General features: G+C 64.6%; 23 protein-coding genes and 1 riboswitch. Of the genes, 20 read left to right on the forward strand and 3 right to left on the reverse strand.

Annotated elements, in window-relative coordinates; translation table 11 throughout:
- The first annotated feature begins 21 nt into the window (after positions 1-21).
- From ETW24_RS13980 to ETW24_RS13995, 4 genes are all read left to right on the forward strand, one after another.
- Positions 22-822, forward strand: a complete 801-nt coding sequence (locus ETW24_RS13980; RefSeq protein WP_205877269.1) for an alpha/beta fold hydrolase — start codon at positions 22-24, stop codon at positions 820-822.
- A 75-nt stretch (positions 823-897) separates the two neighbouring features.
- Positions 898-1,722 (forward strand): hypothetical protein, encoded by an 825-nt coding sequence (locus tag ETW24_RS13985; protein ID WP_205877271.1) that lies wholly within the window; start codon positions 898-900, stop codon positions 1,720-1,722.
- 212 nt (positions 1,723-1,934) lie between these two features.
- Positions 1,935-2,540 (forward strand): YceI family protein, encoded by a 606-nt coding sequence (locus ETW24_RS13990; RefSeq protein ID WP_254695614.1) that lies wholly within the window; start codon positions 1,935-1,937, stop codon positions 2,538-2,540.
- A 108-nt stretch (positions 2,541-2,648) separates the two neighbouring features.
- Positions 2,649-3,872, forward strand: coding sequence for an MFS transporter (locus ETW24_RS13995; RefSeq protein ID WP_129371621.1), 1,224 nt, complete (start codon positions 2,649-2,651; stop codon positions 3,870-3,872).
- A gap of 139 nt (positions 3,873-4,011) precedes the next feature.
- Here the strand turns inward: ETW24_RS13995 and ETW24_RS14000 are convergent, their stop codons facing one another.
- The gene (locus tag ETW24_RS14000) at positions 4,012-5,724 is read right to left on the reverse strand and encodes a flotillin family protein (protein ID WP_129371622.1); all 1,713 of its coding nucleotides are present in this window, start codon (positions 5,722-5,724) and stop codon (positions 4,012-4,014) included.
- 46 nt (positions 5,725-5,770) lie between these two features.
- Complete coding sequence (locus tag ETW24_RS14005) at positions 5,771-6,541, reverse strand: OB-fold-containig protein (protein ID WP_129371623.1); 771 nt, start codon at positions 6,539-6,541, stop codon at positions 5,771-5,773.
- A 233-nt stretch (positions 6,542-6,774) separates the two neighbouring features.
- Here ETW24_RS14005 and metG point away from each other — a divergent pair, with 233 nt between their 5' ends.
- The 12 genes from metG to glpD all read left to right on the forward strand — a co-directional run bounded on the left by metG (position 6,775) and on the right by glpD (position 18,990).
- A complete protein-coding gene (gene metG / locus ETW24_RS14010; RefSeq protein WP_205877273.1) occupies positions 6,775-8,493 on the forward strand; it encodes a methionine--tRNA ligase in 1,719 nt (572 codons plus the stop codon).
- Between the two features lie 368 nt (positions 8,494-8,861).
- Positions 8,862-9,041 carry a hemin uptake protein HemP gene (gene hemP / locus ETW24_RS14015; RefSeq protein WP_129371625.1) on the forward strand — a complete coding sequence of 60 codons (180 nt, stop codon included), beginning with the start codon at positions 8,862-8,864 and terminating at the stop codon, positions 9,039-9,041.
- Positions 9,042-9,051: 10 nt separating this feature from the next.
- Positions 9,052-9,531 (forward strand): hypothetical protein, encoded by a 480-nt coding sequence (locus tag ETW24_RS14020; protein ID WP_129371626.1) that lies wholly within the window; start codon positions 9,052-9,054, stop codon positions 9,529-9,531.
- A gap of 28 nt (positions 9,532-9,559) precedes the next feature.
- Complete coding sequence (locus tag ETW24_RS14025) at positions 9,560-10,828, forward strand: imelysin family protein (RefSeq protein ID WP_129371627.1); 1,269 nt, start codon at positions 9,560-9,562, stop codon at positions 10,826-10,828.
- 86 nt (positions 10,829-10,914) lie between these two features.
- The gene (locus ETW24_RS14030; protein ID WP_129371628.1) at positions 10,915-11,928 is read left to right on the forward strand and encodes a porin; all 1,014 of its coding nucleotides are present in this window, start codon (positions 10,915-10,917) and stop codon (positions 11,926-11,928) included.
- A gap of 212 nt (positions 11,929-12,140) precedes the next feature.
- Positions 12,141-12,434, forward strand: a complete 294-nt coding sequence (locus ETW24_RS14035; RefSeq protein ID WP_129371629.1) for a (2Fe-2S)-binding protein — start codon at positions 12,141-12,143, stop codon at positions 12,432-12,434.
- A complete protein-coding gene (bfr, locus tag ETW24_RS14040) occupies positions 12,382-12,870 on the forward strand; it encodes a bacterioferritin (protein WP_027259753.1) in 489 nt (162 codons plus the stop codon). Before ETW24_RS14035 ends, bfr begins: the two co-directional genes overlap by 53 nt.
- Positions 12,827-14,389, forward strand: a complete 1,563-nt coding sequence (locus tag ETW24_RS14045) for a di-heme oxidoreductase family protein (protein WP_129371630.1) — start codon at positions 12,827-12,829, stop codon at positions 14,387-14,389. The genes bfr and ETW24_RS14045 overlap by 44 nt, the downstream gene beginning before the upstream one ends.
- Positions 14,389-15,414: an imelysin family protein gene (locus ETW24_RS14050; protein WP_129371631.1), complete on the forward strand. Its 1,026-nt coding sequence runs from the start codon at positions 14,389-14,391 to the stop codon at positions 15,412-15,414. The genes ETW24_RS14045 and ETW24_RS14050 overlap by 1 nt, the downstream gene beginning before the upstream one ends.
- A gap of 1 nt (position 15,415) precedes the next feature.
- Entirely contained in the window at positions 15,416-16,495 is a 1,080-nt protein-coding gene (locus tag ETW24_RS14055; protein WP_129371632.1) for a DUF1513 domain-containing protein, read from the forward strand.
- Between the two features lie 139 nt (positions 16,496-16,634).
- Positions 16,635-17,420 (forward strand): DeoR/GlpR family DNA-binding transcription regulator, encoded by a 786-nt coding sequence (locus tag ETW24_RS14060; RefSeq protein ID WP_129371633.1) that lies wholly within the window; start codon positions 16,635-16,637, stop codon positions 17,418-17,420.
- Positions 17,413-18,990: a glycerol-3-phosphate dehydrogenase gene (gene glpD / locus ETW24_RS14065; RefSeq protein WP_129371634.1), complete on the forward strand. Its 1,578-nt coding sequence runs from the start codon at positions 17,413-17,415 to the stop codon at positions 18,988-18,990. The genes ETW24_RS14060 and glpD overlap by 8 nt, the downstream gene beginning before the upstream one ends.
- Before the next feature lie 105 nt (positions 18,991-19,095).
- Here the strand turns inward: glpD and cobO are convergent, their stop codons facing one another.
- Positions 19,096-19,731, reverse strand: coding sequence for a cob(I)yrinic acid a,c-diamide adenosyltransferase (cobO, locus tag ETW24_RS14070; RefSeq protein ID WP_129371635.1), 636 nt, complete (start codon positions 19,729-19,731; stop codon positions 19,096-19,098).
- A 53-nt stretch (positions 19,732-19,784) separates the two neighbouring features.
- A riboswitch (cobalamin riboswitch) is annotated at positions 19,785-19,985 on the forward strand.
- 96 nt (positions 19,986-20,081) lie between these two features.
- On the opposite strand from cobO, the gene ETW24_RS14075 reads away from it, so the two are divergent.
- From ETW24_RS14075 to cobG, 4 genes are all read left to right on the forward strand, one after another.
- Complete coding sequence (locus ETW24_RS14075; RefSeq protein WP_129371636.1) at positions 20,082-20,492, forward strand: DUF1636 family protein; 411 nt, start codon at positions 20,082-20,084, stop codon at positions 20,490-20,492.
- A 2-nt stretch (positions 20,493-20,494) separates the two neighbouring features.
- Positions 20,495-21,535: a cobalamin biosynthesis protein CobW gene (gene cobW / locus ETW24_RS14080; RefSeq protein WP_129371637.1), complete on the forward strand. Its 1,041-nt coding sequence runs from the start codon at positions 20,495-20,497 to the stop codon at positions 21,533-21,535.
- 137 nt (positions 21,536-21,672) lie between these two features.
- Positions 21,673-24,918 (forward strand): cobaltochelatase subunit CobN, encoded by a 3,246-nt coding sequence (cobN, locus tag ETW24_RS14085; protein ID WP_129371638.1) that lies wholly within the window; start codon positions 21,673-21,675, stop codon positions 24,916-24,918.
- The gene (cobG, locus tag ETW24_RS14090) at positions 24,915-26,078 is read left to right on the forward strand and encodes a precorrin-3B synthase (RefSeq protein ID WP_129371639.1); all 1,164 of its coding nucleotides are present in this window, start codon (positions 24,915-24,917) and stop codon (positions 26,076-26,078) included. Before cobN ends, cobG begins: the two co-directional genes overlap by 4 nt.
- The last annotated feature ends 1 nt before the right edge of the window (position 26,079 follow it).

The raw sequence follows: 26,079 nt of genomic DNA on the forward strand, positions 1-26,079 counted from the left end.
GACCTGCCGGGGCCGCCTGCAGTGAAACCTGCCATCGATACCATCCGGCGGCATGGCAACCCGCCCTTTTCAGTTGCCGTGCTGCATGGCGGCCCCGGCGCGGCCGGAGAAATGGCGCCGGTTGCCCAAGAGCTGGCAACCCGCGGGCATGGCGTGCTTGAGCTGTTGCAAACGAAAGCATCCATTGCCGGCCAGACATCCGAATTGCGGCAGCAGCTGGAAGCAGCCTGTGCCGGCCCGGCGGTTCTGATCGGCTTTTCCTGGGGGGCATGGCTGGCCTGCCTGCTGGCAGCCCGGCATCCGGCTCTGGTTTCGAAGCTGTTGCTGATTGGCAGCGCGCCGTTTTCGGATGAATTCACCGCAGGCATCCAGGCAGTCCGGCAATCACGGCTGCCGCCTGCGGAATGGCAGGAGCTGAGCGCATTGTTTCGCGGTTCCGGTCTCGAGACCCCCGTGGGCCTGTCGCGCGCGCTAGAGCTGCTTGAAAAAGCCGAGGCCCATGCGCCTGCCGGGCTTCATCCTGCGCCCATCGCCTTTGATCGCAGCATTTTCGAAGGCGTTTGGCCGGAAGCAACCCGGATGCGGCGCTCAGGCGAACTCCTGCGCACGGTTGCAAAAATCCGCTGCCCCGTGGCGGCCCTTCATGGTGATCATGACCCCCACCCGGCAACAGGCGTGGAACTGCCGCTGCGGGGCATCCTCCCCGATTTCAGCTTTCGCCTGCTGCAGCGCTGCGGCCACAAACCATGGATCGAGAAACATGCCAGGGCTGACTTCTTCCAGGCGCTGGAAGAGACGCTTGCCTGGCCTGGCGGCCTTTGAACCGGCCTGCCGCAAGAACCCAGGATGCCCAGCTCACGGCTTGAGAACAAATAGTGAACATACTAATCTAACCCCATGCCGACTCACCTGCTCACCCGCCGCCGCCACAGATCCCGCCCGGCCCTGTCCCTGATGGAGGGGGTTGCGCTGGAGCATGGCCGCGTGCACGAGGCCTGCGGCCCCGCCCGCCACAGTTTTGCGCTGTGGCTGGCCGCCGCCGCGCAGGACATTGCGCCGGGGCCGGTCCTGTGGCTGCCGCCGCCGCAGGGCGGCAAGCAGCTGAACCCGGACGGGATGGCGGAATTTGCCAGCCCCGCCCGGTTCCTGTTCCTGCAAGCCGCCCGGACCGAGGATCAGCTTTGGGCCATGGAGGAAGCCTTGCGCAGCGGTGCTGCGGCGCTGGTGGTGGCAGAACTGGCTGAGCCGCCCGCCATCACCCCGGTGCGGCGGCTGCATCTGGCGGCAGAGGCAGGCGGGCGCTTCGGCCCGGCGCCGTTGGGCCTGCTGCTGACCCCCGGCACAGGCGGCGCCCAGGGCATCGAAAGCCGCTGGCACCTGGCGCCTGCCCCTCCCCCTTTGCCCCATGATCTCTTCCCCCCTGACGTGCCTGCACACAGCCTCCCGCCCGGCCCCGCGCCCGGCCCGGCCGGGGATGGCGCAGCAAAGACCCGGAAGTTCTGGACCTTGCAGCGCCTGCGCGCCCGCACCCTGCCGCCCCGCAGCTGGCAGATCACCCAGGCCGCTGGCAGCTGCCTGCTCCGCTCTGCTTCGTGCCGCCCTGCCACCCGCACCGCAGACCCGCACGCCCAAGACGAGCCCCAGCGCCTAGACCGGCCCCAGCGCCTTGACGATGACCTCCCGCGCCCGCAGGCGGACCTGGCTGCGCCAGCACCGCCTTAGCGGCCTTGGGCCCGGCACCGGGCTATGCCCGGTGCCGGGCCCAACAGGCAGAGGCTTTTGCCAAAAAGCTGATGCCTGGCGGGAGCCCGCCGCCGCGTCACAGGCTCCCCCCGCGAAAGTGAGCAGCCTGCGGCGGAAAATCCGGATAAGCTCAAGCTGCGGCATCGCAAACGCCATGTAAAAAACGCTATGCAACCGGAGAAGAAGCCCCCATGAGCAACCACAGGATGCACCGGCGGAGCCTGATCGCCTGCCTTGCGGCCAGCCTGCTGGCCCCGCAAAGGCTGCCCGCAGCGATCCTGCCTTACCGCCTCATTCCCGATGCCACAGACGTGCGCTTTACCTTCCGGCTCAGCGGCCAGCCGCAGCAGGGGCGGATCCCGGTCCGGTCCGCCCGCATCCGGATCGATCCGCAGAACCTTGCCCGCAGCCAGGCCGATATCACGCTTGACGCCAGCCGCGCCCGGACCGGGCTGATCTTTGCCACCGAGGCGTTGAAAAGCCCCGGCGTGCTCAACACCGCGCGCTTCCCGGAAATCCGTTTCCGCTCCACCCGTGTCCGTCTCGGGCCTGACGGACGGCTTTCAGGCGGCGCGCAGATCGGCGGCGAACTGACCCTGCGCGGAACCACCCGGCCGCTGACCTTGCAGGCGGCGCTCTACCGCCGGCCCGGCACCGCCGCCAGCGATCTGCGCGAACTCGACGTGCATCTCAGCGGCAGCCTTAGCCGCGCGGCCTTTGGCGCCACCGGCTATCCGGATCTGGTCGCCGACCGGGTCACCCTCGCCATCAAAGCCCGCATCCGCCAGGCGGGCTGAACCCCGGACCGCGCCCGGTGCCGAAAAACACCGCCGCGCAAGAATACGACACCGCAATGACGGAAACCGGCTGGCAATGCAGCCGCAGCCTGTCATGGTCGCAGCGTTATGCGCCTGATCATCTCCTTTGCCGCCCTGTTCCTCTCCGTCATCCTGCTGCAGCTGTCGACCGGAGGCGTCGGCCCGCTCGATGCGATCTCGGGTCTGACGCTGAATTTCACCAAGGAGCAGATCGGCCTGCTTGGCTCGGCCCATTTCTTTGGCTTCTTCATCGGCTGCTGGTGGGCGCCACGGCTGATGGGCAATGTCGGCCATTCCCGCGCCTTTGCGGTCTGCACAGCCCTTGGGGCGATGGGGCTCTTGGGCCATACGCTGACAGAAAACCCCTATGCCTGGGCGGCGATGCGGATTGCCTCGGGCCTGTGCGTAGCCGGCGCCTACACGGTGATCGAGGCCTGGCTTAACGCCAAAGTCACCAACGAGAACCGCGGCCGCGCCATGGGCACCTACCGGATTGCCGATATGAGCGCCTCGCTGGCGGCGCAGCTGATCATCGCGGTGCTGCCGCCTGCGGTCTATATATCCTACAATCTGCTGGCGGTGATTTGCTGCGCGGCACTGCTGCCCCTGACCCTGACCAAGGCCAGCCAGCCGGAAACCCCCGATGCGCCGCGGCTGCGCCCCAAACTGGCCTGGCGCTGTTCGCCGCTGGCGGTGGCGGGGGTGATCGTGGCGGCACTCAGCTCGGCCTCGTTCCGGATGGTCGGCCCGGTCTATGGCCAGGAAGTCGGCCTGGAAATCGGCCAGATCGCCTTTTTCCTTGCCGCCTTTGTGCTGGGCGGCGCGCTGGCGCAGTACCCGATGGGCTGGCTGGCCGACAAATACGATCGCCGCTGGGTGCTCATCTGGCTTTCCGTGGCTGCCATCTTCAGTTGCGCTGTCACCATGGCTGCCAGCGGCACCGGCACTCTGGGGGTGATGCTGGCGGCAGGGTTCTTCGGCTTCACCACCTTCCCGATCTTTTCGGTTTCCGCCGCGCACGCCAACGACTTTGCAACAACGGAAGAGCGGGTGGAGCTGGCAGCAGCGCTGATGTTCTTCTTTGCCTTGGGCGCCATCGCCAGCCCCTATGTATCTTCAACGCTGATCAGCTTTTACGGGCCGCCTGCCCTGTTTGCCTATGTGGCCTGCGGCCATGTGCTGCTGATCGCCTTTGGTCTCAGCCGGATGAAAGTGCGCCCGACGCCCGAAGAACGCACCAATTATGTCTACGCGCCACGCACCTCCTTCACCATCGGCCGGCTGCTGAAACGCTCGCGCAAGAGGAAGTGAAACGGGTCAGCATCTCTGCCTGATTGTTTCGCGCGCGAAACATTCGGACAGCAGCATTGACCCTTTAAGGATCTGCTTACGAATGCAAAAAGGGGCCGGAAAACTCCGGCCCCTATAAATATTCCGGGAAGCTGAACAATCAGCTTTCAGCCGCGGCGTCATTTGGCGCCGGACCTGCCGCAGCGCCATTCAGCAGCGGCACATCAGAACCTTCAACCGCCTCCGGCTCAACGCCCAGCGCCTGGCTGGCAACACCGCTGACACCGTTTTCCATCGACAGGCCCAGCTCCTCGCCCAGCTTCTTCAGCGCGGGCATCTGCACCGCCATGCCCATGATCGAGTCGAGCGCCTGATTGACCACCGGTCTCTCGGCGCCAGCGCCGCCCCCAGCCGCCGCATAAGGCGCGCCGCCGCCGATGCCGCTGACCTGATGGATCTTGATCGAATCGATCTTCTCGGCCGGTTTCACCATCTCGGTGATGATCGCAGGCATCGCCTCGATCCGCGCCATGTCGATCTTCATCCGGATCAGCTCAGCCGACAGCGCGTTCTCGGATTCAACAATCGCGCGCTTGCCTTCCGCCTCGGCCAGCATGTCGTTCTTCTTGGCCTCGGCCCGGATGTTAAGCGCATCAGCCTCGGCCTGGGCTTCTTCACGCCGCGCTTCGGCCCGGTCAGCCGCCGCGTCTTTCTCAGCCTGAGCTGCCAAGCGGATGCCGGTTGCCTGGCGTTCGGCTTCGCGGGTGGCTTCGATCAGCGTGATCTGCTTCTGGCGTTCCGCCTCAGCAACTTCACGGGCGGTTGCCACTGCCTCAGTCGCCTTGGTGGCCTCGGCCCGCGCCAGATCCGCCGACGCACGGGCGCGGCTTTCCTCCTCGGATTTCTGCTGGATGATGATCTGGCGTTCCTGTTCGGCAACCTCCAGCTCGCGCTCCTTGGTGATTTCGGCGTCGCGGATCTTGCGCTCCCGTTCAATCTCGGCAGAGCGGATGGCCTCTTCGCGTGCAATCCGCGCACGCTCGCTCTCGCGCATCGAATCCTCGCGCCGCTGCGCCACTTCGGACTCCTGCGCGGCCTTCATGGTTTCGATCTGCTGCAGCTGCGAGATCTTGGCCTGTTCTTCATCCTGTTCAATGGTCAGACGCTGACGCTCAGCCTCCATCGCGGCACGGCGCACCGAGACCTGGGTATCCGCATCAATTTGCGCGCGCTCCTTTTTGGACTGGGCAATCACCTCGGCCAGTTTGCGCATGCCAACGGCGTTAAAGGCGTTGTTTTCGTCCAGTGCCTCAAACGGCGTCTGGTCCAATGCGGTGAGCGAGACAGACTCCAGCGACAAACCGTTTTTCAGCAGGTCCTCAGAGACCGCATTCTGCACCTCCTGCACAAAGTCGGCGCGTTTTTCGTGCAGGCCGTCCATGGTCATCTGCGCAGCCACCGCGCGCAGGCCGTCGATCAGCTTGCCCTCGATCATTTCGCGCAGCTGTTCGACATCAAACGTACGGTCGCCCAGGGTCTGCGCGGCGCGGGCAATGCCCTCAGCCGTGGCCATCACCGAGACGTAGAATTCAACGCCAACATCCACCCGCATCCGGTCCTGGGTGATCAGCGCGGCGTCGCCGTCCCGCTTCACTTCCAGGCGCAGGGTTTTCATGTTGACGGGGCTGACCTCATGCAGCAGCGGCACGACAATGGTGCCCCCGTCCATGATCACCTTCTTGCCGCCGGCACCGGTTTTGACCAGGCTGATTTCACGGGTGGCCCGGCGGTAGAGACGGCCAAGAACCAGGCCGAAGATGAGAAGAAAGATAAGAATGCTCGCCACGACGATGAGCAGGAATTGAAATTCCATGCGGAATACTCCCTTGGATAATTGGATTTATAAGTTTTGGTTCCGGTTATTCAGACAGCGCGATCAGCACAAACCGGTCCTTGCGGCGGTCGCGCATCACCAGCACTTCGGTGCCCTGGGACAGTTCCTCGCCCGCGGCAAAGGGTTCGGCGCGCAGGTAGTGGGCGTTGCCGTAGCCATCAGTGACCCGCACCTCGGCCGGGCGGCCCTGCGCAGCGGTGCCTTGGGTGATCACACCGCGGCGGCGGCCCAGGCTGCGCACCGACAGGGCCTCGGTCTCGGTCTGCGGCAGCAGCCGGGCAAACATCCCGCCAAAGCCGCGCGCGAACCACAGGCCGAAGGCGCCGGCAGGCAGCCCCGCCATCCAGGCCGGTGCGGCAAAACCCAGATAAGACGTCAAAACCATCTGCAGGCCAATACCGCTGAGGCCAAAACCCATCAGCACCGCCGCCAGCCAGATCAGCGTCGGCATCCGCCCCAGCCCCAGCCACGACGCCAGGCTGCCCGTGGCATCCGCCGCCCCGGCGCCATCCAGCCCTTCGGCCCCGTCCAGATCCGCAAGATCCATGTCTCCCAGATCACCCAATGCGTCCGCAGCGGCATCAGCGCCCAAATCACCCAAATCACCCAGGTCGCCGGCATCCGGGAACTCCCCGATATCTCCGCCATCCATGCCGTCCAGACCCGCGCCGCTATCGCCGCCGATCAGACTGCCGCCCAGCAAAAGCGCCAGCAGCTCCAGAACTGCCAGTCCGCCCAACAGGGCCAGGGCAAGGGTAAACGGCGCAAATGCGCTATCGAGAAGAAAGTCAAACACCTATGGGCAGTCCCTAATTGTATGCACCGGTATACAATGCAGATGGTAACGCCCTCGTGAACTTTCAAGGGTTTGAAACCGGTTTTCGCAACCAATGAGTGCGCCAGCCCCCTGTTCAGTTCAAGCGGGAACTGCCGCTGTTTCTCCAATTTCCAGGGAAAACCGCAGCCGGGGTTTCCGCCGCCTGCGCCATGCGGTAGACGGGCGTTTGACACATTACCTGGATGGATAGCATGGCACGCATTCTGATCACTTCCGCGATCCCCTATATCAACGGGATCAAGCATCTGGGCAACCTGGTGGGTTCGCAGCTGCCGGCCGACCTTTATGCCCGGTTCCAGCGCGGACGCGGCAACGAGGTGATGTTCCTCTGCGCCACTGACGAGCACGGCACCCCGGCGGAACTGGCCGCCGCCAAGGCGGACAAGCCGGTGGCGGAATACTGCGCTGAAATGCATGGTATCCAGTCGGAAATCGCCAAGGGCTTTGCGCTGTCGTTTGATCACTTCGGCCGCTCCTCCAGCCCGCAGAACCACGCGCTGACCCAGCATTTCGCAGGCAAGCTGGCCGAGGCCGGGCTGATCCGCGAAGTAACCGAGAAACAGGTATATTCCAATGCTGACGGCCGCTTCCTGCCCGACCGCTATATCGAGGGCACCTGCCCCAACTGCGGCTATGAGCGCGCCCGCGGCGACCAGTGCGAGGAATGCACCAAGCAGCTGGACCCGACCGACCTGATCAACCCGCGCTCCGCCGTGTCCGGCTCCACCGATCTGGAAGTGCGCGAGACCAAGCATCTGTATCTGTGCCAGTCGCAGCTGAAGGACCAGCTGGACGCCTGGATCGACAGCAAACACGACTGGCCGATCCTGACCACCTCGATTGCCAAGAAGTGGCTGCATGACGGTGACGGGCTGCAGGACCGCGGCATCACCCGCGATCTGGACTGGGGCGTGCCGGTCAAAAAGGGCGGCGCAGACTGGCCGGGCATGGAGGGCAAGGTGTTCTACGTCTGGTTCGACGCGCCGATTGAATACATCGCCGCCGCTGGCGAATGGGCCGAGGCGAATGGCAAATCCGACGCCGACTGGCAGCGCTGGTGGCGCACCGACAAGGGCGCCGAGGACGTGAAATACGTCCAGTTCATGGGCAAGGACAACGTCCCCTTCCACACCCTGTCGTTCCCGGCCACAATTCTGGGATCGGGCGAGCCGTGGAAAATGGTCGACCACCTGAAGTCGTTCAACTACCTGAACTATGACGGCGGCCAGTTCTCCACCAGCCAGGGGCGCGGCGTGTTCATGGATCAGGCGCTGGAGATCCTGCCGGCCGATTACTGGCGCTGGTGGCTCCTCAGCCATGCGCCGGAAAGCAGCGATTCCGAATTCACCTGGGAGAACTTCCAGCAGTCGGTGAACAAGGATCTGGCCGACGTGCTGGGCAATTTTGTCAGCCGCATCACCAAATTCTGCCGTTCCAAGTTCGGCGAGGAAGTTCCCGCAGCCGGTGAATACGGCGAACAGGAACAGGCGCTGATTGCTGAACTTACCACCCGCATCCGCGCCTATGAGGGCCACATGGAAGCGATGGAGGTCCGCAAATCGGCGCAGGAGCTGCGGGCGATCTGGGTCGCGGGCAATGAATACCTGCAGTCCGCAGCACCCTGGTCGGTGTTCAAGCAAGATCCCGACCGCGCCGCAGCCCAGGTGCGTCTGGGACTGAACCTGATCCGGCTTTACGCCGTACTGTCGGCCCCCTTCATCCCGCAGGCCTCAGACACGCTGATGGCGGCGATGAATTCGGACGACCGCAACTGGCCCGAAGATGCGGCGGCTGCCCTGTCCGCCCTGCCCGCAGGCCACAGCTTCACCGTGCCAGAGGTGCTGTTTGCCAAGATCACCGACGAGCAGCGCGAGGACTGGCAGGCGCGGTTTTCCGGCACCCGCGCCTGATCCGTTGCACATAGAATTCTGAAAGGCCGCCCATTGGGCGGCCTTTTCTGTTCCCCTATCCTCTTCTGCCATCGCAAAAATTATTTCTTACTAAAAAACTCGGATTGACATACCTGAGTGAATAATTCAGGTATACGGCATTCCAGCCAGCCTGACTCGGATCAGGCGAGCCCGAGTGACATTTCATCAACCGAGATCGCCCCCATGCCGACCAGAGACAGCCGCCACCGCGGCCCGCAGACCCAAGAGCTGGAACCCGAGGACATGCGCCAATTGTGGCCGCAGGTCTTTGCGCCGTCCGGCGCTCTGTCCGGTTTTTGTCTGGAATGGCTTCTGGACAGGGCGGAATTCAGCAATGGGCGGAAGATATGAACCAGATTGCCTCCAAGCCGGTGCCGGCCACCGCAACCACCGCAACCACCGAAGTGTTCCCCACCTACCACGCCGAGGATCTGACCCGCGGCGGCGTGCAGGCCCGTATTCTGCTGAACGGGCAGATCTATTCGCTGCGCATCACCCGCGCAGGCAAGCTGATCCTGACCAAGTGAGCGGACGGCCATGAGCACTGCGCACCCTTCGCCCCGCGGCGGCGTGACCGTCGGCACCCTGTCCGAGCTGCCGCCGCTGGAAGCCGGCGCGGTGATCTATCTGCGCCACTGGTTTTCCGGCTCCGAGACCCGCGACCAGATGCGCCGGGATTTCGAGGTGAACTTCGGCCCCGAAATGGCCGATGCCGCGTTTGAGGCCTTTGGCACTCTTTGCAACTTCTGCGCCACCCATGGCCGCCGCCCGCTGGTGCGCCACGGCATGACCTGCAAATGCCTGGGCGCGGATGAGAACTGCTTTGCCAATCTTCTGGCCTGTGCTGCCGAAGGCCAGCAGGACGATGCGCAAATCCTTGCCTCGCTGATCGTCACCCCGCGCAAAGCGTCCGAGCTGACGCAGCTGGCATCTGACTGCGGCTTGCTGATGCAACAGATCATGGCACCGCGCCCGCCGCTGCAACCGGCCCGGCCCGCCACCGCCACCCTTCACTGAATTCACTATATAACTAAGGACTTAGCTGATGAAATCCCTGTTTCTCACGGGCACTGCCCTTGCCGGTCTCGCCTTTGGCGCCACCACAGCCTTTGCCGCCGACAAGGCCGCAGTGCTGACCAACTATGCCAATATCGCCGAGGCCAAATACCAGGACAGCCTGGCCACCGCGCAGGTGCTGAAAGCCGCTGTAGACGCGCTGGTCTCGCATCCCTCAGCCGAAAACCTGGAGGCTGCCCGCGCCGCCTGGATCGCCGCCCGCGTGCCCTATCAGCAGTCCGAAGTCTTCCGTTTCGGCAACGCCATCGTCGACGATTGGGAAGGCAAGGTGAACGCCTGGCCGCTGGACGAAGGCCTGATCGACTATGTGGACGCCTCTTATGGCGGGCCGACCGACGAGAACACCCTGGCATCGCTGAACATCATCGCCAATCCCAGCTTTGAGCTGTCCGGCAAAGCCATCGACGCCGCCAAGATCACTCCTGAACTTCTGGAAGGCGCCCTGCACGAGGCCGACGGGGTCGAGGCCAATGTGGCTACCGGCTATCATGCCATCGAATTCCTGCTGTGGGGCCAGGATCTGAAGGGCACCGAACATGGCGCCGGCGACCGCCCGTGGACCGACTATGCCACCGGCGACGCCTGCACCGGCGGCAACTGCAACCGCCGCGGCGAGTACCTGCAGGCCGCCACCGAGCTGCTGATCACCGACCTGGAATGGATCGCCGCGCAGTGGGGCGCCGAAGGCGAAGCCCGCACCACGCTGCTGGGCGATGAAAACGCCGGCATTACCGCGATGCTGACCGGCATGGGCTCGCTGTCTTACGGCGAACAGGCGGGTGAACGGATGCGTCTGGGCTTGATGCTGAACGACCCCGAGGAAGAGCACGATTGTTTTTCCGACAACACCCACAACAGCCACTACTACGACGGCTTGGGCGTGCAGAACGTCTATCTGGGCGAATATGTGCGGGTGAACGGCGAGCTGGTCTCGGGCGCGTCGCTGGCCGATCTGGTGGCCGCCAAGGACGCGGATCTGGACGCCGAGATGCGCAGCAAGCTGGCGGGCACCATGCAGGCGCTTGGCCGGATCAAGACCGCAGCCGAAGCAGGCCTGTCCTATGACCAGATGCTGGCGCAGGGCAACAAAGCCGGCGAAGCGCTGGTGATGGGCGGCGTCAACGGGCTGATCGACCAGACCCGCTCTATCGAACGCGTGGTCTCTACCCTGGATCTGGGCGGCGTTGCCATCGAAGGCTCTGACAGCCTTGATAATCCCTCGGCGGTCTTCGAATAAAACACTGCAAATTCAATAACAAAATCAAAGCAAAGGGACCTGGCCGCCATCAGCGGCCAGGCCCCTCAACAGAAAGAAAAACCCCCATGAAAATCAAACCCTCTGCGGCGCTGGCCCTCAGCGCGCCCGTCTTCCTGTGCGCAAACGCCGCCCTGGCCCAGGGCTTCAGCTGGGAAGGCGAGATCGAGATCGCCAATGAAAGCGTGCTGTCGTCTGATGACGCCACTGCCGAGATCCGCGACACTTTTGCCGTGATCACCGCTTCCGGCGCCTATACATTCGGCAATGGCGTTGAACTTTTTGCCACTGTCACCGCCGAGTCGCTGACGGACGCCGCCGATGACCGCACCTTTGATGACATGGGCGTCTATATCGAAGAACTCGGCGTCTCCTTCGGTATCGGCAGCGCCACCACCGTCTCAGTTGGCAAACTGCACCCGGTGTTTGGTACCGCCTGGGACGACGCCGCAGGTTATTTCGGCAGCTCCATCGCCGAAGATTACGAGCTGGTCGAACAGATCGGTATCCTGGCGGACGTAGAGCTGAACGGCGCGGGCACCCTGTCCTTCGGAGTGTTTTACGCCGATGATTCCGGCCTCAGCCGCTCTGTTGGCTATAACCGCGGCCGCACCGCCACGGCTGACGGCGGCGCTGGCAACACTGGCGAGCTGGACAATTTTGCCATCCAATGGACGCAGGAAACCGGCAATACCCGCTACCACATCGGCGCCCGCCACCTGAGCGCCGGCACAGGCGACGTGGATGACGAACAGGGTTTTGTCGCAGGCCTCGCCCATGCCTTTGATGGCGGTTTCGACGTCTATGGCGAGGTGGCCTCCTTCTCGAACGCGGGCGGCTCGGCGGATGATGCGTTGTATGCCACCCTGACCGGCGCCTACACCATCGGCAACGTGACCCTGTCCGGCGGGCTGGTGCATCGCGATCTGGACAGCGCGGGCGAAACCGACCTGATCACCATCGGCGCGGATTACGAATTTGAAAATGGCTTCACGTTGGGCGGCGGCCTGGCCCGCGTTGATGAGGCCGGCACCAAAAGCACGGTTCTGGGCGTGAACCTGATCATCCCGCTTGGTGCATGAGATTTCCCTCGGTGACGTTTGGCATCCCCTGAACAGAACCACACCTTGGGGCCGCGTATTGCGGCCCCTTTTTTTGCCAGTCCGGGTCCCGCCCGGCACATATTCCCAAGTATTTTACTCTGGATACCCCTTGAAAACCCAGTAATTCTGTCGGATATATTTCCCAACGGAATCACTTGGCCTTGGCGCCACCGGGCAAGGACGCGAGCAGCATGATCGTTTGCCACTGCACACAGATCTCGGACCACGACATCCGCGCAGCCATCGACTGGATGCGAAATGCCGATCCCGAAACGATAATCACCCCTGGCAAGATTTATCACGCCCTGGGAAAAACCGCCGATTGCGGCGGATGCATGCCGCTTTTCCTCGACACCATGCGCGCGAATGCTAATCTGGAAGTCCCTGCGCAGCTTCAGAATTTAGGCGCAGGCCGAATTCAGGAGAGTGAATATGCAGGGCGACGCCAAGGTCATCGACTATCTCAACAAAGCATTGCGACATGAGCTGACAGCGGTCAGCCAGTACTGGCTGCATTACCGGCTGCAGGACGATTGGGGCCTGGGCAGCATGGCCAAGAAAAGCCGCGAAGAATCCATCGAAGAGATGGAGCACGCGGACAAATTGATTGAAAGGATTCTGTTCCTCGGCGGCCATCCGAACCTGCAGAAGCTTGACCCGCTGCGGATCGGACAGACCCCGAAAGAAACCCTCGAATGCGACCTTGCCGCCGAAGTGGACGCCCGCGCGCTTTACAAGGAAGCCCGCGACGCCTGCAACAAAGCGGGTGACTACGTCACGCAAAAGCTGTTTGAAGACTTGATGGCGGATGAAGAAGGCCACATTGATTTCCTCGAAACGCAGCTTGAACTGCACGACCGGATCGGCGCCGAAAACTATGCCCAGCTCAACGCCACCAAGATGGCAGAGATCGAAGACTAAACTGTTTCTGGCTGCCGCATTTGCGGCGGCCACCCCCGTTGCGGCGCTGGACCTGGCCAGCCAGTATCAGGCAGAGCCGCACCTCTCTCCCCTCCCCCGCACTGACGCCGAACGCACCCGGATCGAGGCCGTCACCGCACCGGCCACGGATTTCTCCGCCCCCGAACGCTTCGAAGACCTGCCCGCAGGCGCCGCCACCGTGCGCGCCAGGGAAGATGACGAGGCGTTCTCGCAGCACTCTGCCAACCTCAGCTTCGAGCAGGAACTGGAGTTCAAACTGGGCAATGGGCTGTTCAAGAAGATCTGGGTGTTCTCGCCATCGTCCACCAAGGCGTCCGACGGGCTTGGCCCGCTCTATAACGCGCGCTCCTGCCAGCGCTGCCACTTGAAGGACGGGCGCGGCCATGTGGTGGCGCAGCCGGATTACGCCTCCACCACCATGTTCCTGCGGGTTTCCATTCCCGGCCCGGTTCCGGCGGAACTGCAGGAAGTCCATGACTACATCGGCACTGCGCCCGATCCGGATTATGGCTCCCAGCTGCAGGACTTCTCCGCCCCCGGCATCGCGCCGGAGTACAAGCTGCAGGTCGAGTATGAGGAGTTCGAGGTTGCCCTGAACGGCGGTGAAACAGCCACCCTGCGCCGTCCCGGCTACACGGCTGCAAACCTCGGCTACGGCCCATTGGCTGATGGCGCCATGCTGTCACCCCGCGTCGCGCCGCCGATGATCGGCCTTGGCCTGCTGGAGGCGATCCCCGCCGCCGATATCCTTGCCCATGCGGATGAGGAAGACACCGACGGCGATGGCATTTCCGGCCGCGCCAATCTGGTCTGGTCGCGCGAATTCAACCGGGTCATGCTGGGCCGCTTTGGCCTGAAGGCCGGAATGCCGACCGTCCACGAACAATCCGCCGGTGCGTTTTCCGGCGATATCGGCATCTCCACCCCGCTGTTCCCGGCCCATGCGGGCGAATGCACCGATCTGCAAACCGCCTGCCAATCCGCCCCGCATGGCGGCGCTGATTCCCGTGAAACCGAGATCGACCAGCCGAACATGGATCTGGTCACCTTCTACAGCCGCAACCTCGGCGTTCCCGCACGGCGCAACACCAGCGACGCCCAGGTGCTGCGCGGCAAGCAGGTGTTCTACAACACCGGCTGTGCGTCCTGCCACGTGCCGAAATACGTGACCCACCGGCTGCGGGACCGCCCCGAGCAAAGCTTTCAACTGATCTGGCCCTACAGCGACCTGTTGCTGCACGACATGGGCGAAGGCCTGGCCGACAACCGCCCCGAGGCCCGCGCAACGGGGCGCGAATGGCGCACCGCGCCGCTGTGGGGTATCGGCCTCACCCAGCAGGTCTCGCCCCGTGCCACCTTCCTGCATGACGGCCGCGCCCGCACCCTGCTGGAGGCCATCCTGTGGCACGGCGGCGAAGCGGAGGCGGCCAAAACCCGCGTGGTAAAGCTGCGGCCGGAAGACCGCGCTGCCCTGATCGCCTTTCTGGAGAGCCTCTGATGCGCGCCTTTGCCCCGTCCCTGCACCTTGCCCTGCCCCTCGTCCTGACCTTTGCGCTGGCCGCAGCCCCTGCCGCCGCATCAGAGCTGTCCGGCAGCATCACCGATCAACTGATCCTCCCGACCTTTCAGGAACTTGCAGAGGACGCGCAAACACTAGCGGAAACCGCACAGGCGGATTGCAATCCGCAATCACCCCCCCTGCGCGCAGCTTACAGCGATGCCTTCGATGCCTGGATCGCCGCCAGCCATTACCGCTTTGGTCCAACCGAAACAGACAGCCGCGCCTTTGCGCTGGCTTTCTGGCCCGACAGCCGCAGCAAAACGCCCAAGGCACTTGGGAATCTGATCCGCAGCGAAGACCCCGGCATCTCTGACCCGGCGCAATTCGCCAGCTACTCCATTGCGTCCCGTGGCTTTTATGCGCTGGAATACCTGCTGTATGATCCGCAGCTTTCCACCACCGGAAGCGCAGACTACCGCTGCGCCCTGACCCGCGCCATCAGCGTCGACATCGCGGCCACAACCCAATCCATCAAAGTTGATTGGGAACAGACCTACGCCGCCGAAATGCACAGCCCCGCCATCCGCTACCAAAGAGACGAGGAAATCACCCAGGAGCTGCTCAAGGCGCTCACCACCGGGTTGCAAGTGCTGGACGACATGCGCCTGGGCCGCCCGCTTGGCACCTTTGACCGTCCGCGTCCCAACCGCGCCGAGGCCCGCCGCTCGGGGCGCAGCCTGCGCCATGTGCAGGTGTCGCTGAACGCGCTGGAACCGTTGGCCCTGGCGCTGGCAGACAGCCGCGCGGACCTGCAAGCCAAGATCACTGCCGCTTTTGCCAAAGCCCGCAAGAAGGCCGGGACCCTGAACGATCCGGTCTTTGCCGGCGTGGCGGATCCCGCCAGCCGCTTCCGCATCGAATCCCTGCAGCAGGAGATCAAGAACCTGCGCGCGCTGGTGACCGGCGAACTGGGGCCGGCCCTGGGTGTTGCGGCAGGCTTTAATTCCCTGGACGGCGATTGATATGGCCACCCGCCGCGGCTTTCTGGCCGGTCTTCTGGCCACAGGCCTTGCCCCGCAGGCCAGTTGGGCCAACGCCGGCAGCCCCGCTTTTCTGTCTGCCGGCAAGGACGCCAGCGGCGCCTTCCTGCTTGCGGGTCTTACAGAAGACGGCGAAATCCTGTTCCGCCACCCATTGCCTGCCCGCGGCCACGCCGCCGCGGCGCATCCGGTCCGGCCCGAAGCCGTCGCCTTTGCCCGCCGCCCCGGCCGCTTTGCCGATGTGATCGACTGCCGCACGGGCACCGCCCTCGCCCGGCTGGAGCCGCCTGCGGGGCACCATTTCTATGGCCACGGCACATTCTCCGCCGATGGCGGCCGCCTGTTCACCACGGAAAACGATTTCTGGTATGCACGCGGTGTGATCGGCGTTTGGGACGCAACGGACGGCTACAAGCGCATTGCCGCCTTCGCCTCCGGCGGCATTGGCCCGCACGATATGCTGCTGCGCCGGGACGCGCCGGGACTGGTCATCGCCAATGGCGGCATTGAGACCCACCCCGATAGCGGCCGCGCCAAGCTGAACCTCCCGGACATGCGCCCGAACCTCGCTTACTTGGGCTTTGACGGCACCCTGCAGGAGCAGATGGAACTGCCGCAAGAGCTGCACCTGAATTCCATCCGTCACCTCGCCATGCGTGCCGACGGCACCGTTGGTTTTGCCATGCAATGGCAGGGGGATCCGGGCGAGGCCCTGCCTATCGTGGGCCTGCACCAGCCCGGCAGCCCGCCCCGCCTGATGGCCGATGGCGACCCGCGGGTGCTGAACCTCAATGGCTATGGCGGTTCCATCGCCTTCTCAGCGGACGGAGCGCAGATCGGTGTCACCTCTCCGCGCGGCGGGGTGCTGCAGGTCATGGATACCGGAACCGGGGATCTGCTGCAGGAACACCGCATGACGGATGTCTGCGGCCTTGCAATGTCCAATGCAGGCTTTACCGCAAGCACCGGCAGCGGGCAGTTTTTCGGGGTTTCAGCATCCGGCAAACACCAGCTGCACCGGTCGGATCTGGCCTGGGACAACCACCTGATCCCGCTCACCTGAGAAGACCCTGGCTGACAGCAGCCCCGGCGTGCCCGCAACCGCGCGCCGTTTCGTTTTGCGTATCATCGAATTCAGAACGAAAACACAACGTGACATTTCACCCGTACTTCGCTATGGAATCGCGGTGAAAGGAAAGCAAATGGATGCCACGGCCCGTCAGAACGAAATCATCACCTTGCTGAACCGGCAGGACCGGGTCGAGGTTGACGACCTGTCCCAGCGCTTTGGCGTCTCTTTACAGACGGTCCGCGCAGACCTGCGCGACCTGTCTGCGCGCGGCGCCTTGTCCCGCGTGCATGGCGGTGCCGTCCGGATAAGCTCTGCCGCCAGCCAGGGATACGAGGACCGGCGCAAGCTGAACGCGGGCAACAAGCTGGCGATGGCCGCACTGGCGGCTGAGCTGATCCCCGACAATTGCTCCCTCACCCTTAACATCGGCACTTCGACCGAACAGGTAGCGCGGGCGCTTTCCGGCCACAGCGGCCTGACGGTGATTTCCAATAATATCAACATTATAAACTTGATGATGGGCGGCCAGGCCAAGGAATTGATCCTGGCCGGCGGCACAGTGCGGCAAAACGACGGCGCTATTGTGGGCGAGGATGCGGTTGAATTCCTGTCCCGCTACAAGGTCGATTTCGCCGTCATCGGCGCCTCGGCACTGGATCCCGACGGCGCCGTGATGGACCATGACGCCCGAGAGGTTTCGGTCGCCCGCGCCATCCTCAAGAACGCCCGGCAAAAGGTGCTGGTCTGCGACGGCAGCAAGTTCGCCCGCTCCGCCCCGGTGCGTATTTGCGATGTCTCCGATCTGGATATCGTCATAACCGACCGCCCGGTTCCCGCAGAATTTGCCGAGGCCGCGCAGGCCGCCGGCACCCGGATCCTGACCGCAGGACAAAACGAAAGCAACGAAAATGACTGACACGCCTGTTACGGACCTTTTCATCATCGGCGGCGGCATCAACGGCTGCGGCATCGCCCGCGACGCCGCCGGCCGCGGCCTGTCGGTTACATTGGCCGAAATGAACGATCTGGCCTCCGCCACCTCCTCGGCCTCGACCAAACTGTTCCACGGCGGTTTGCGCTATCTGGAATACTTTGAATTCCGCCTGGTGCGTGAGGCGCTGATCGAGCGCGAAGTACTGCTGAAGGCGATGCCGCATATCTCCTGGCCGATGCGCTTTGTGCTGCCGTTCCACAAGGACATGCGGTTTGACAGCGAAACCCCGACATCCAAGCTGCTGACGACCTTCATGCCCTGGATGAAGGGTCGCCGCCCCGCATGGCTGATCCGGCTGGGGCTGTTTCTGTATGACTCCTTGGGCAAACGCGGCATCCTGCCTGGCACCGCGAAACTGGACCTGTCGCACGACCCCGCAGGCAGGCCGCTGAAGGACAAGTTTCAGACCGCGTTCGAATACTCCGACTGCTGGATCGAAGACGCCCGCCTGGTGGTACTGAACGCCCGCGATGCGCAGGCCCGCGGTGCCGAAATCCTGACCCGGACCGAGGTAGTTTCAGCCGAACGCCTTGCAGACCATTGGGTGATCCGCACCAAGGATCACGCCACCGGCGCCGAACAGCAGCACCGCGCAAAAATGCTGGTCAACGCCGGCGGGCCGTGGGTGGCCGACGTGCTGCACCAGAAGCTGGGCCAGAACAGCCGCGAAAACGTCCGCCTGGTGCGCGGCAGCCATATCGTGGTGCCGAAATTGTTCGACCATGGCCGCTGCTACTTCTTCCAGGGCACCGACGGGCGGATCATCTTTGCGATTCCATACGAGACGGATTTCACCCTGATCGGCACAACGGACGCCGACCATCCCGATCCGGAAACCAAACCGCACTGCACCGAGGCCGAGCAGGACTATCTGGTTGATTTCGCATCGCAATACTTCGAACAGCCGCTCAGCTGCGAAGACATCGTCTGGACCTATTCCGGCGTGCGCCCGCTCTATGACGACGGCGCCAGCTCGGCCACTGCGGCCACCCGCGAATATGTGCTGACGCTGGACCGCGCGCAGGCGCCGCTGCTGAATGTCTTTGGCGGCAAGATCACCACCTACCGCAAGCTGGCCGAGGCCGCGCTGGCGAAAATCGGCGAGGTGTTCCCGCAAGTGCCGTCTGACTGGACCGCAGGCGTGGCCCTGCCCGGCGGTGATTTTGCAGTGGCGGATGTTGAGACGCTGAAAACGAAACTGGCGGCAGACTATCCGTTCCTGACGCCCTATTGGACCGCCCGGATGATCCGTGCTTACGGCACCGAAGCCTGGGACGTGCTGGGGGACGCCAAATCCGCCGGTGATCTGGGGCGGGATTTTGGCGCTACCATCACCGCGCAGGAACTCGACTGGGCGATAGCCCGCGAATGGGTGCGGTCAGGCGACGACTACCTGTGGCGGCGCACCAAGCTGGGCCTGCGGCTGGACGAGGCGCAGCGCGCGGCAGTGGATGCCTATATCAGCAAGAAAGCCGCCAGGCTGGCGGCTTAGAGCTAAGGGACGGGCCAACCCGAGGGGAGGCGCAATCGCGCCGCCCCGTGGGGGCGGGTTGGCGCGGCCCGGCCTATCGGCCGGGCGGGACATTCTGAAAGCGTCTTAAAACTCCACGCCCTTCTGCGCCTTCACACCGGCGCGGAACGGGTGTTTGACCTGCCCCATCTCGGTCACCAGATCGGCAATCTCGATCAGCTCTTCCTTGGCGTTGCGCCCGGTCAGCACCACATGGGTCATCGGCGGCTTCTGCTCCACCAGGAACTCCAGCACTTCTTCGAGGTCCAGATAGTCATAGCGCAGCGCGATGTTGATCTCGTCCAGCAGCACCATGGTGTTGCGCTCATCCAGGATCATCTCCTTGGCCTTTTCCCAGCCCTTCTGCGCGGCAGCGATGTCCCGCGCCTTGTCCTGGGTCTCCCAGGTAAAGCCTTCGCCCATTGCATAGAACTGGCACCGATCGCTGAAATTCTCCTCGATCAATGTCCGCTCGCCGGTCTGCCAGGCGCCCTTGATGAACTGCACCACGGCTGACGGCATCCCATGCGCGATGCAGCGCATGATCATCCCGAACCCGGAGGAGGATTTGCCCTTGCCTGGCCCGGTGTGGACGATAATCAGGCCCTTTTCGCCCTCCTTAGTCTTCATCATCCGGTCGCGCGCGGCCTTTTTCTTGGCCATCTTGGACGTATGACGGGCGGCTTCTTCTTCTGAGATGCCGGTTTCAGACTTTTCGCTCATTGGGGGCTCTCCAGCTGTTTGACCCATGTCTTGACAAAGAAGGGCACGATAGCGCAAGGGGGTTCAGCTGGTTCCTGTGAAAACAGGCGAAGAGGGAATGTGAAGGCTTTCGGGCCGAAGCACAGCCGCCCCCGCGACCGTGACCGGATGAGGCCGCCATGCCACTGGGTGATCCCCGGGAAGGCAGGATGGCCGGCAAGGCGCACGCCTTGGCATCCGCAAGCCGGGAGACCTGCCAGCGAAGGAGAGATCAACGGGCAGACGGGGTGTTCTGCGACCGGGTAAGGGGCTCGCACGACTGGCCCCTTTTCGGCCATCCCGCACGCCCTGCCGCGACAGGAGACGCGCCAATGGCTGACGACATGGCAGGCCAATCTGCCAGCACCCCGGGACCGGTCACCCTGACCGTTTGCCTCACCTGCCGCCGCGAGGGCGCCGACCCCGAGGCAGCACGCCCCGGCGCCATCCTGCATGCAGCCTTGGAAGAAGCCGGAATGCCCGAAGGCGTCCGTCTGCGTGGCGTCGAATGCCTGTCGTCGTGCAAGCGCGGCTGCGCTGTTGCGCTGATCGGCGGCGAAGAACGCTGGACTTATGTCTACGGCGACCTCGACCCGGACCAGCATGTCCCCGAAATTCTGGAAGGTGCTGCGGCTTATGCCGGCACCGCTGATGGCGTCGTGCCGTGGCGCCAGCGCCCGCAGACCTTCCGCAAACAATCCGTTGCCCGCATCCCGCCGGCCAAGTTCTTCTCCGAGGAGTAATCATGAGCGATCTCAACAAGATCCCCGTCACCGTCATCACCGGCTTTCTGGGCGCAGGCAAGACCACGCTGATCCGCCATCTGATGCAGAACCCGCAGGGCAAGCGTCTGGCCGTGGTGGTGAACGAATTCGGCACTGCCGGCGTGGACGGCGACATCCTGAAATCCTGCGCCGATGACAACTGCCCGGCGGAAAACATCATGGAGCTGGCCAACGGCTGCATCTGCTGCACCGTGGCCGATGACTTCATCCCCACCATCGAACAGCTGATGGCCCTGCCCGAAAAACCCGACCATATCGTGATTGAGACCTCCGGCCTGGCCCTGCCGAAGCCGCTCTTGAAGGCGTTTGACTGGCCCGCGATCCGCTCCCGCATCACCGTCGACGGGGTGATTGCCCTGGCGGACGCCGAGGCGGTTGCCAAAGGCCAGTTCGCCCCTGATCTGGACGCCGTTCAGGCCCAGCGCGAGGCGGATGACAGCATCGACCACGAAACGCCGCTGTCCGAAGTGTTCGAGGACCAGATCTCCTGCGCTGACATCGTGCTGTTGTCCAAGGCCGATCTGGCCGGCGACGCAGGCGTCGAGAAGGCCCGTGCCGTGATCGAGGCCGAGGCACCCCGCAAGCTACCGATCCTGCCGATGAGCGAAGGCGTCATCGACCCGCGCATCATCCTGGGTCTGGGTGCTGCTGCCGAAGACGATCTGGACGCCCGCCCCAGCCACCACGACGGCCACCACGACCACGAGCATGACGATTTTGAAAGCATCGTTGTCGAAATGGGCGAAGTCTCCGACCCCGAAGCGCTGCAGAATGCCATCGTGAAACTCGCCCGCGAGCGCAACATCCTGCGCGTCAAAGGCTATGTCGCGGTGGAAGGAAAACCGATGCGGATGCTGGTTCAGGCCGTGGGCGAGCGCCTGCGCGCCCAATACGATCAGCCATGGGGCGCGCAGCCGCGCAAGACCGCCCTTGTGGTCATCGCCGAGCATGACGATATCGACGAACAGGCCATCCGCGCCGAGCTGGGGGCCTCAAGCTGATGCCCCAAGGCGAAACTTTAAAGGTTTCGCCCGGCGGCAACGCCGGGCAGCGCCCGACCTCCCCCACGGGAGGGCGCTTCGCTTCCTCCCGAGGCCGGGCACTGCCCTCTGCTCTTCTTTCCGAAAGGGCCTGACCCATGCATGTTGTCTTCCGCGAAAGCCACGGCCTTGACGAGACCGATACCCCGCAGGATCTCGGGCAGACGCCCGGCGACCTTGTGGTGCTGTCCTTCTCCGACAGCGACCTCGGCGCTTTTGCGGCGGGATGGCACCGCGCGGACGGCGCGCTGCCCTCCTTGCGCGTCGCCAATCTGGTGGCGCTCAAGCACCCGCTCTCGGTTGACGTCTATGCAGAACAGACGCTGGAGGGCGCCAAGGGCATCCTGGTCCGCCTGATCGGCGGCGAAAGCTATTGGTCCTACGGGCTTGCCACCCTGCAGGACCTCGCCCGCCGCAAGGGCATTGCCCTGGCGATCCTGCCTGCTGACGGGCGCGAGGATGCCCGGCTGGATGAGCTGTCCACCCTGCCGGTCTCCACCCTGCGCCGCCTTCAGGCGCTGTGCGACGCTGGCGGCGCCGTTGCTGCACAGGCCGCTCTGGCCCAGCTGTCCCTCGCTGCAGGGCTTTATGCCGGCCCGGTTCTGGGCCTCAAATCCATGCCGCAGCATGGCTTTTACGACCCAGCCAAAGGCGTGCTGGCCAACCTTCCGGCACCTGACAAACCGCTGGTTCTGGTCAGCTTCTACCGTTCTTACCTCACCGCCGCCGACACCGCCCCGGTGGATGCGCTGATCGCAGATCTGCGCGCCCGCGGCTATGCTGCCTATGGTCTCGTTGCCGCCAGCCTCAAGGCCCCCGCCGCCGCAGACTGGCTGCGCGAGAGGCTCCCCGAACTGAACCCTGCCGCAATCGTCAACGCCACTGCGTTTTCGGCCCAAGGCACCGACGGCAGCGCCTCGCCGCTTTCAACCACCGGCTGCCCGGTGTTCCAGGTCGCCCTATCCACCGCCCGCAAGAAAGACTGGGCCGGGGCCGACCGGGGTCTGTCGCCTGCTGACCTCGCCATGCATGTCGTCCTGCCCGAAGTCGACGGCCGCATCTTCGCAGGCGTTATCAGCTTCAAATCCCCAGGCCGGAAAGACCCGGACCTGCAGTATTCCCGCTTTGCCCACCGCGCCGATGCGGACCGCGTAACAGCCGCTGTTGACCGCGTCGACGGCTGGCTGCGGCTGGCAAAACTGCCGAATGCAGAGAAACGCCTCGCTCTGATCCTCTCCACTTACCCCGGCAGAGACCACAACCTCGCCCATGCCGTCGGCCTCGACGCGCTGGCCTCCTGCGACGAAATCCTGCGCGCGCTGTGGGATCAGGGCTATACCGTGGAGCCGCAGGAGAATACCGGCCTGCGGCTGATGGATGAGACCCTCAGCGTCCCGCTGGCCGACTACAAAACCGCCCTCGCCACCTTGCCGCAAGACCTGCAAAACACTCTGGCAGAGGCCTGGGGCAGCCCGGACCAAGACGCGGATTGCCGCAACGGCGCCTTTCATTTCAAGGCTCTGCGCGCTGGCAAAGCCCTGATCGCGCTGCAACCCGAACGCGGCGAGGTAAAGACCCGCGTCGACGATTACCACGACCTCGACCGCACCCCGCGCCACGCCTATGTGGCCTTTTATCTCTGGCTGCGCTCCCAGTCCGATGCGCTGATCCACATCGGCGCCCATGGCACCCTGGAATGGCTGCCGGGCAAGGCGGTGGCGCTCTCCGGCGCCTGCTGGCCCGAGGTTCTGACCGGCCCGCTGCCTGTCGCCTACCCGTTCATCGTCAACGACCCCGGCGAGGCAGCACAGGCCAAGCGCCGCATCGGCGCCGTCACCATCGGCCACCTGCCCCCGCCACTGGCACAAACCACCCTGCCTGAGGGCATGGCCCGGCTCGAAAGCCTGCTGGATGAATACTCCACCGCCGACGGCCTTGATCCGGCGCGCCGCGACCGGCTGATCGATGATATCCGCGCCGAGGCGCAAGGCACCGGCGTCGAGGCTGACCTTGGCCTCACCCCCGGCACCTCCCCCGCCGAGGCGATCACCCGCATCGACGCCTTTGTTTGCGACATCAAGGAAAGCCAGTACGGCGAGGGCCTGCATATCTTCGGCACCGGCCAATGCGGCGCCGAAGAACGCGCAGGGCTGATCACCGCCCTTGATGGCCGGATCGTAACGCCCGGCCCCTCCGGCTCGCCCTTCCGCGGCCGCTCGGACGTGATCCCGACGGGGCGCAACCTCTTTACCACCGATCCGCGGGCGGTGCCGTCGCGGGCGGCGCATGCACAAGGGGTCAAACTGGCGGAAGAGCTGCTGCGCCGCCACCTTCAGGACCACGGCGACTGGCCCAAGGGGCTGGTGATCGACCTCTGGGGCTCCGCCACCATGCGCACCGCGGGCGAGGAGTTTGCCATGGCGCTGCATCTCGCAGGGCTGGCACCGAAGTGGGACGAAGGCTCCGAACGCGTCTCCGGCTTCGAGGTGCTGCCGCTGTCGATGCTGAACCGCCCCCGCATTGATGTGACCCTGCGGGTCTCCGGGTTGTTCCGCGACGTGTTCCCGGGGCTGGCGCAAATGTTCGAAAGTGCCGCCGCCGCCCTCGCCCAGCGCGAGGAAGCGCAAACAGACAACCCCTATCTCACCGAAATCCCGCGCGTCTTCGGTCCCAAACCGGGCCAGTACGGCCTCTCGATGAACCCGCATCTGGACGACTACACCGACGAGGCCCGCGCTGCCGCAGGCGAAGCCTGGCTCAACGCCTCCTCCCACGCCATCGACGCCAAGGGCGCCATAAGCGACGCCCGCGAGGCACTGGAGACCCGTCTGCAAGGCGCCGACAGCTTTGTGCATTTGCAGGATCTGCCGGAAACCGACCTGCTGGTGGCCTCGGACTATGCCGCGCATGAGGCGGGCTTTGCTGCCGCAATGGCCCGCATCGGCCAGAAAACGCCCGCTCTCTACCACATGGACGCGACCCGCCCGGACAAGCCGCAAGCGCGCAGCTTGGGCGAGGAGATTGCCCGCGTCACCCGCGCCCGTGCTGCCAACCCGGACTGGGCCACTTCGATGATGAACCACGGTTTCCGCGGTGCGGCAGAGGTTGCGGCAACTCTCGACCACATGGCCGCCTTTGCCCATTTGGCGCAGGTGGTGCAGCCGCATCTGTTTGACCTCTATTTCGAGGCAACGCTGGGCCGCGATGATCTGGTGGACTTTATGGAGCGTGAAAACCCGGAGGCGCTCGCCGCCATGCGCGACCGCTTCCGCGCGCTGTATGACGCGGGCCTCTGGAGCACCCGGCGCAACTCGATCATGGCCGGTCTGGAGGGCGCCGCATGAGCGGCGCGCCCGAACCCAAGGTCTACGGCTGGTGCCCCGGCGCGCTGCGGCCGATGATGTCCGGCGACGGTCTGGTGGTGCGGGTGCGTGCGCCGCTTAGTAAACTTTCCGTAACCCAGGCGCGCGGTGTGGCAAGACTTTCGCAAGAATTCGGCAACGGCCTGCTGGACATTTCCGCCCGCGCCAACCTGCAGATGCGCGGCATCCGCGAAGACGCCCACGCAGAGCTGATCGAAGCCTTGCGCGATCTTGGCCTGATCGACCCGGACGCTAGCGCCGAAGCCCGCCGCAATGTCCTCCCCGCCCCTTTTTGGGCAACGGGCGACGACACCCACGCCATCGCCACTGATCTCAGCGCCGCACTGACCGCCGCCGCAGACCTCACCCTGCCCGGCAAGTTCGGCTTTGCTGTCGACTGCGGCGCGGCGCCGGTCCTGCAGGACACCGCCGCCGACATCCGCGTTGAGCGCACAGGCGGGGCCCTCATCCTGCGCGCCGACGGTTGCGGCACCGGCCTGCCCGTCACACGTGAATCCGCCGCCCCCGAAGCCCTCGCCCTTGCCCGCTGGTTCCTGAAACAAGGCGGCGCACCCGAGGGCCGTGGCAGGATGCGCCGTCTCATTGCGCGCCGCGGGCCGCCGGCGGCGCATGCCGCACCGGTGGCAGGGGCCGGATTCACCGCAAAACCGGGCGCTGTCCCCGCGGGGACACTCGCCGCTTTGGAATTCGGCCAGATGCCCGCCGCCACATTGGCAGACCTTGCGGATCACGGCGAAATCCGCCTGACCCCCTGGCGCGCGCTGCTGGTGGAAGGGGCCGCCAGCCTGCCGCCCCTACCCGGCCTGATCCTGGATGCAACGGATCCGCGCCTGCAGGTCATCGCCTGCACCGGCGCACCCGGCTGCCTGCAGGCGCTGTCTTCCACCCGTGATCTGGCACGGCAATTGGCACCGCATGTCCCCGCGGGGACGCGTCTGCATGTCTCCGGCTGTGCCAAGGGCTGTGCCTGTCCCGGTCCGGCGCCGCTCACCCTGACCGCAACCTCCCAAGACGACTTCTCCCTGATCCGCCATGGCACCGCCGCGGATCAGCCGCTAAAGACCCACCTGAGCGCCGATGCCTTGCGCGCCGCTCCCGAACTTCTGACAGAGGGCAGCTGAC

Source organism: Leisingera sp. NJS204 (genome assembly GCF_004123675.1).
GTDB lineage: Bacteria > Pseudomonadota > Alphaproteobacteria > Rhodobacterales > Rhodobacteraceae > Leisingera.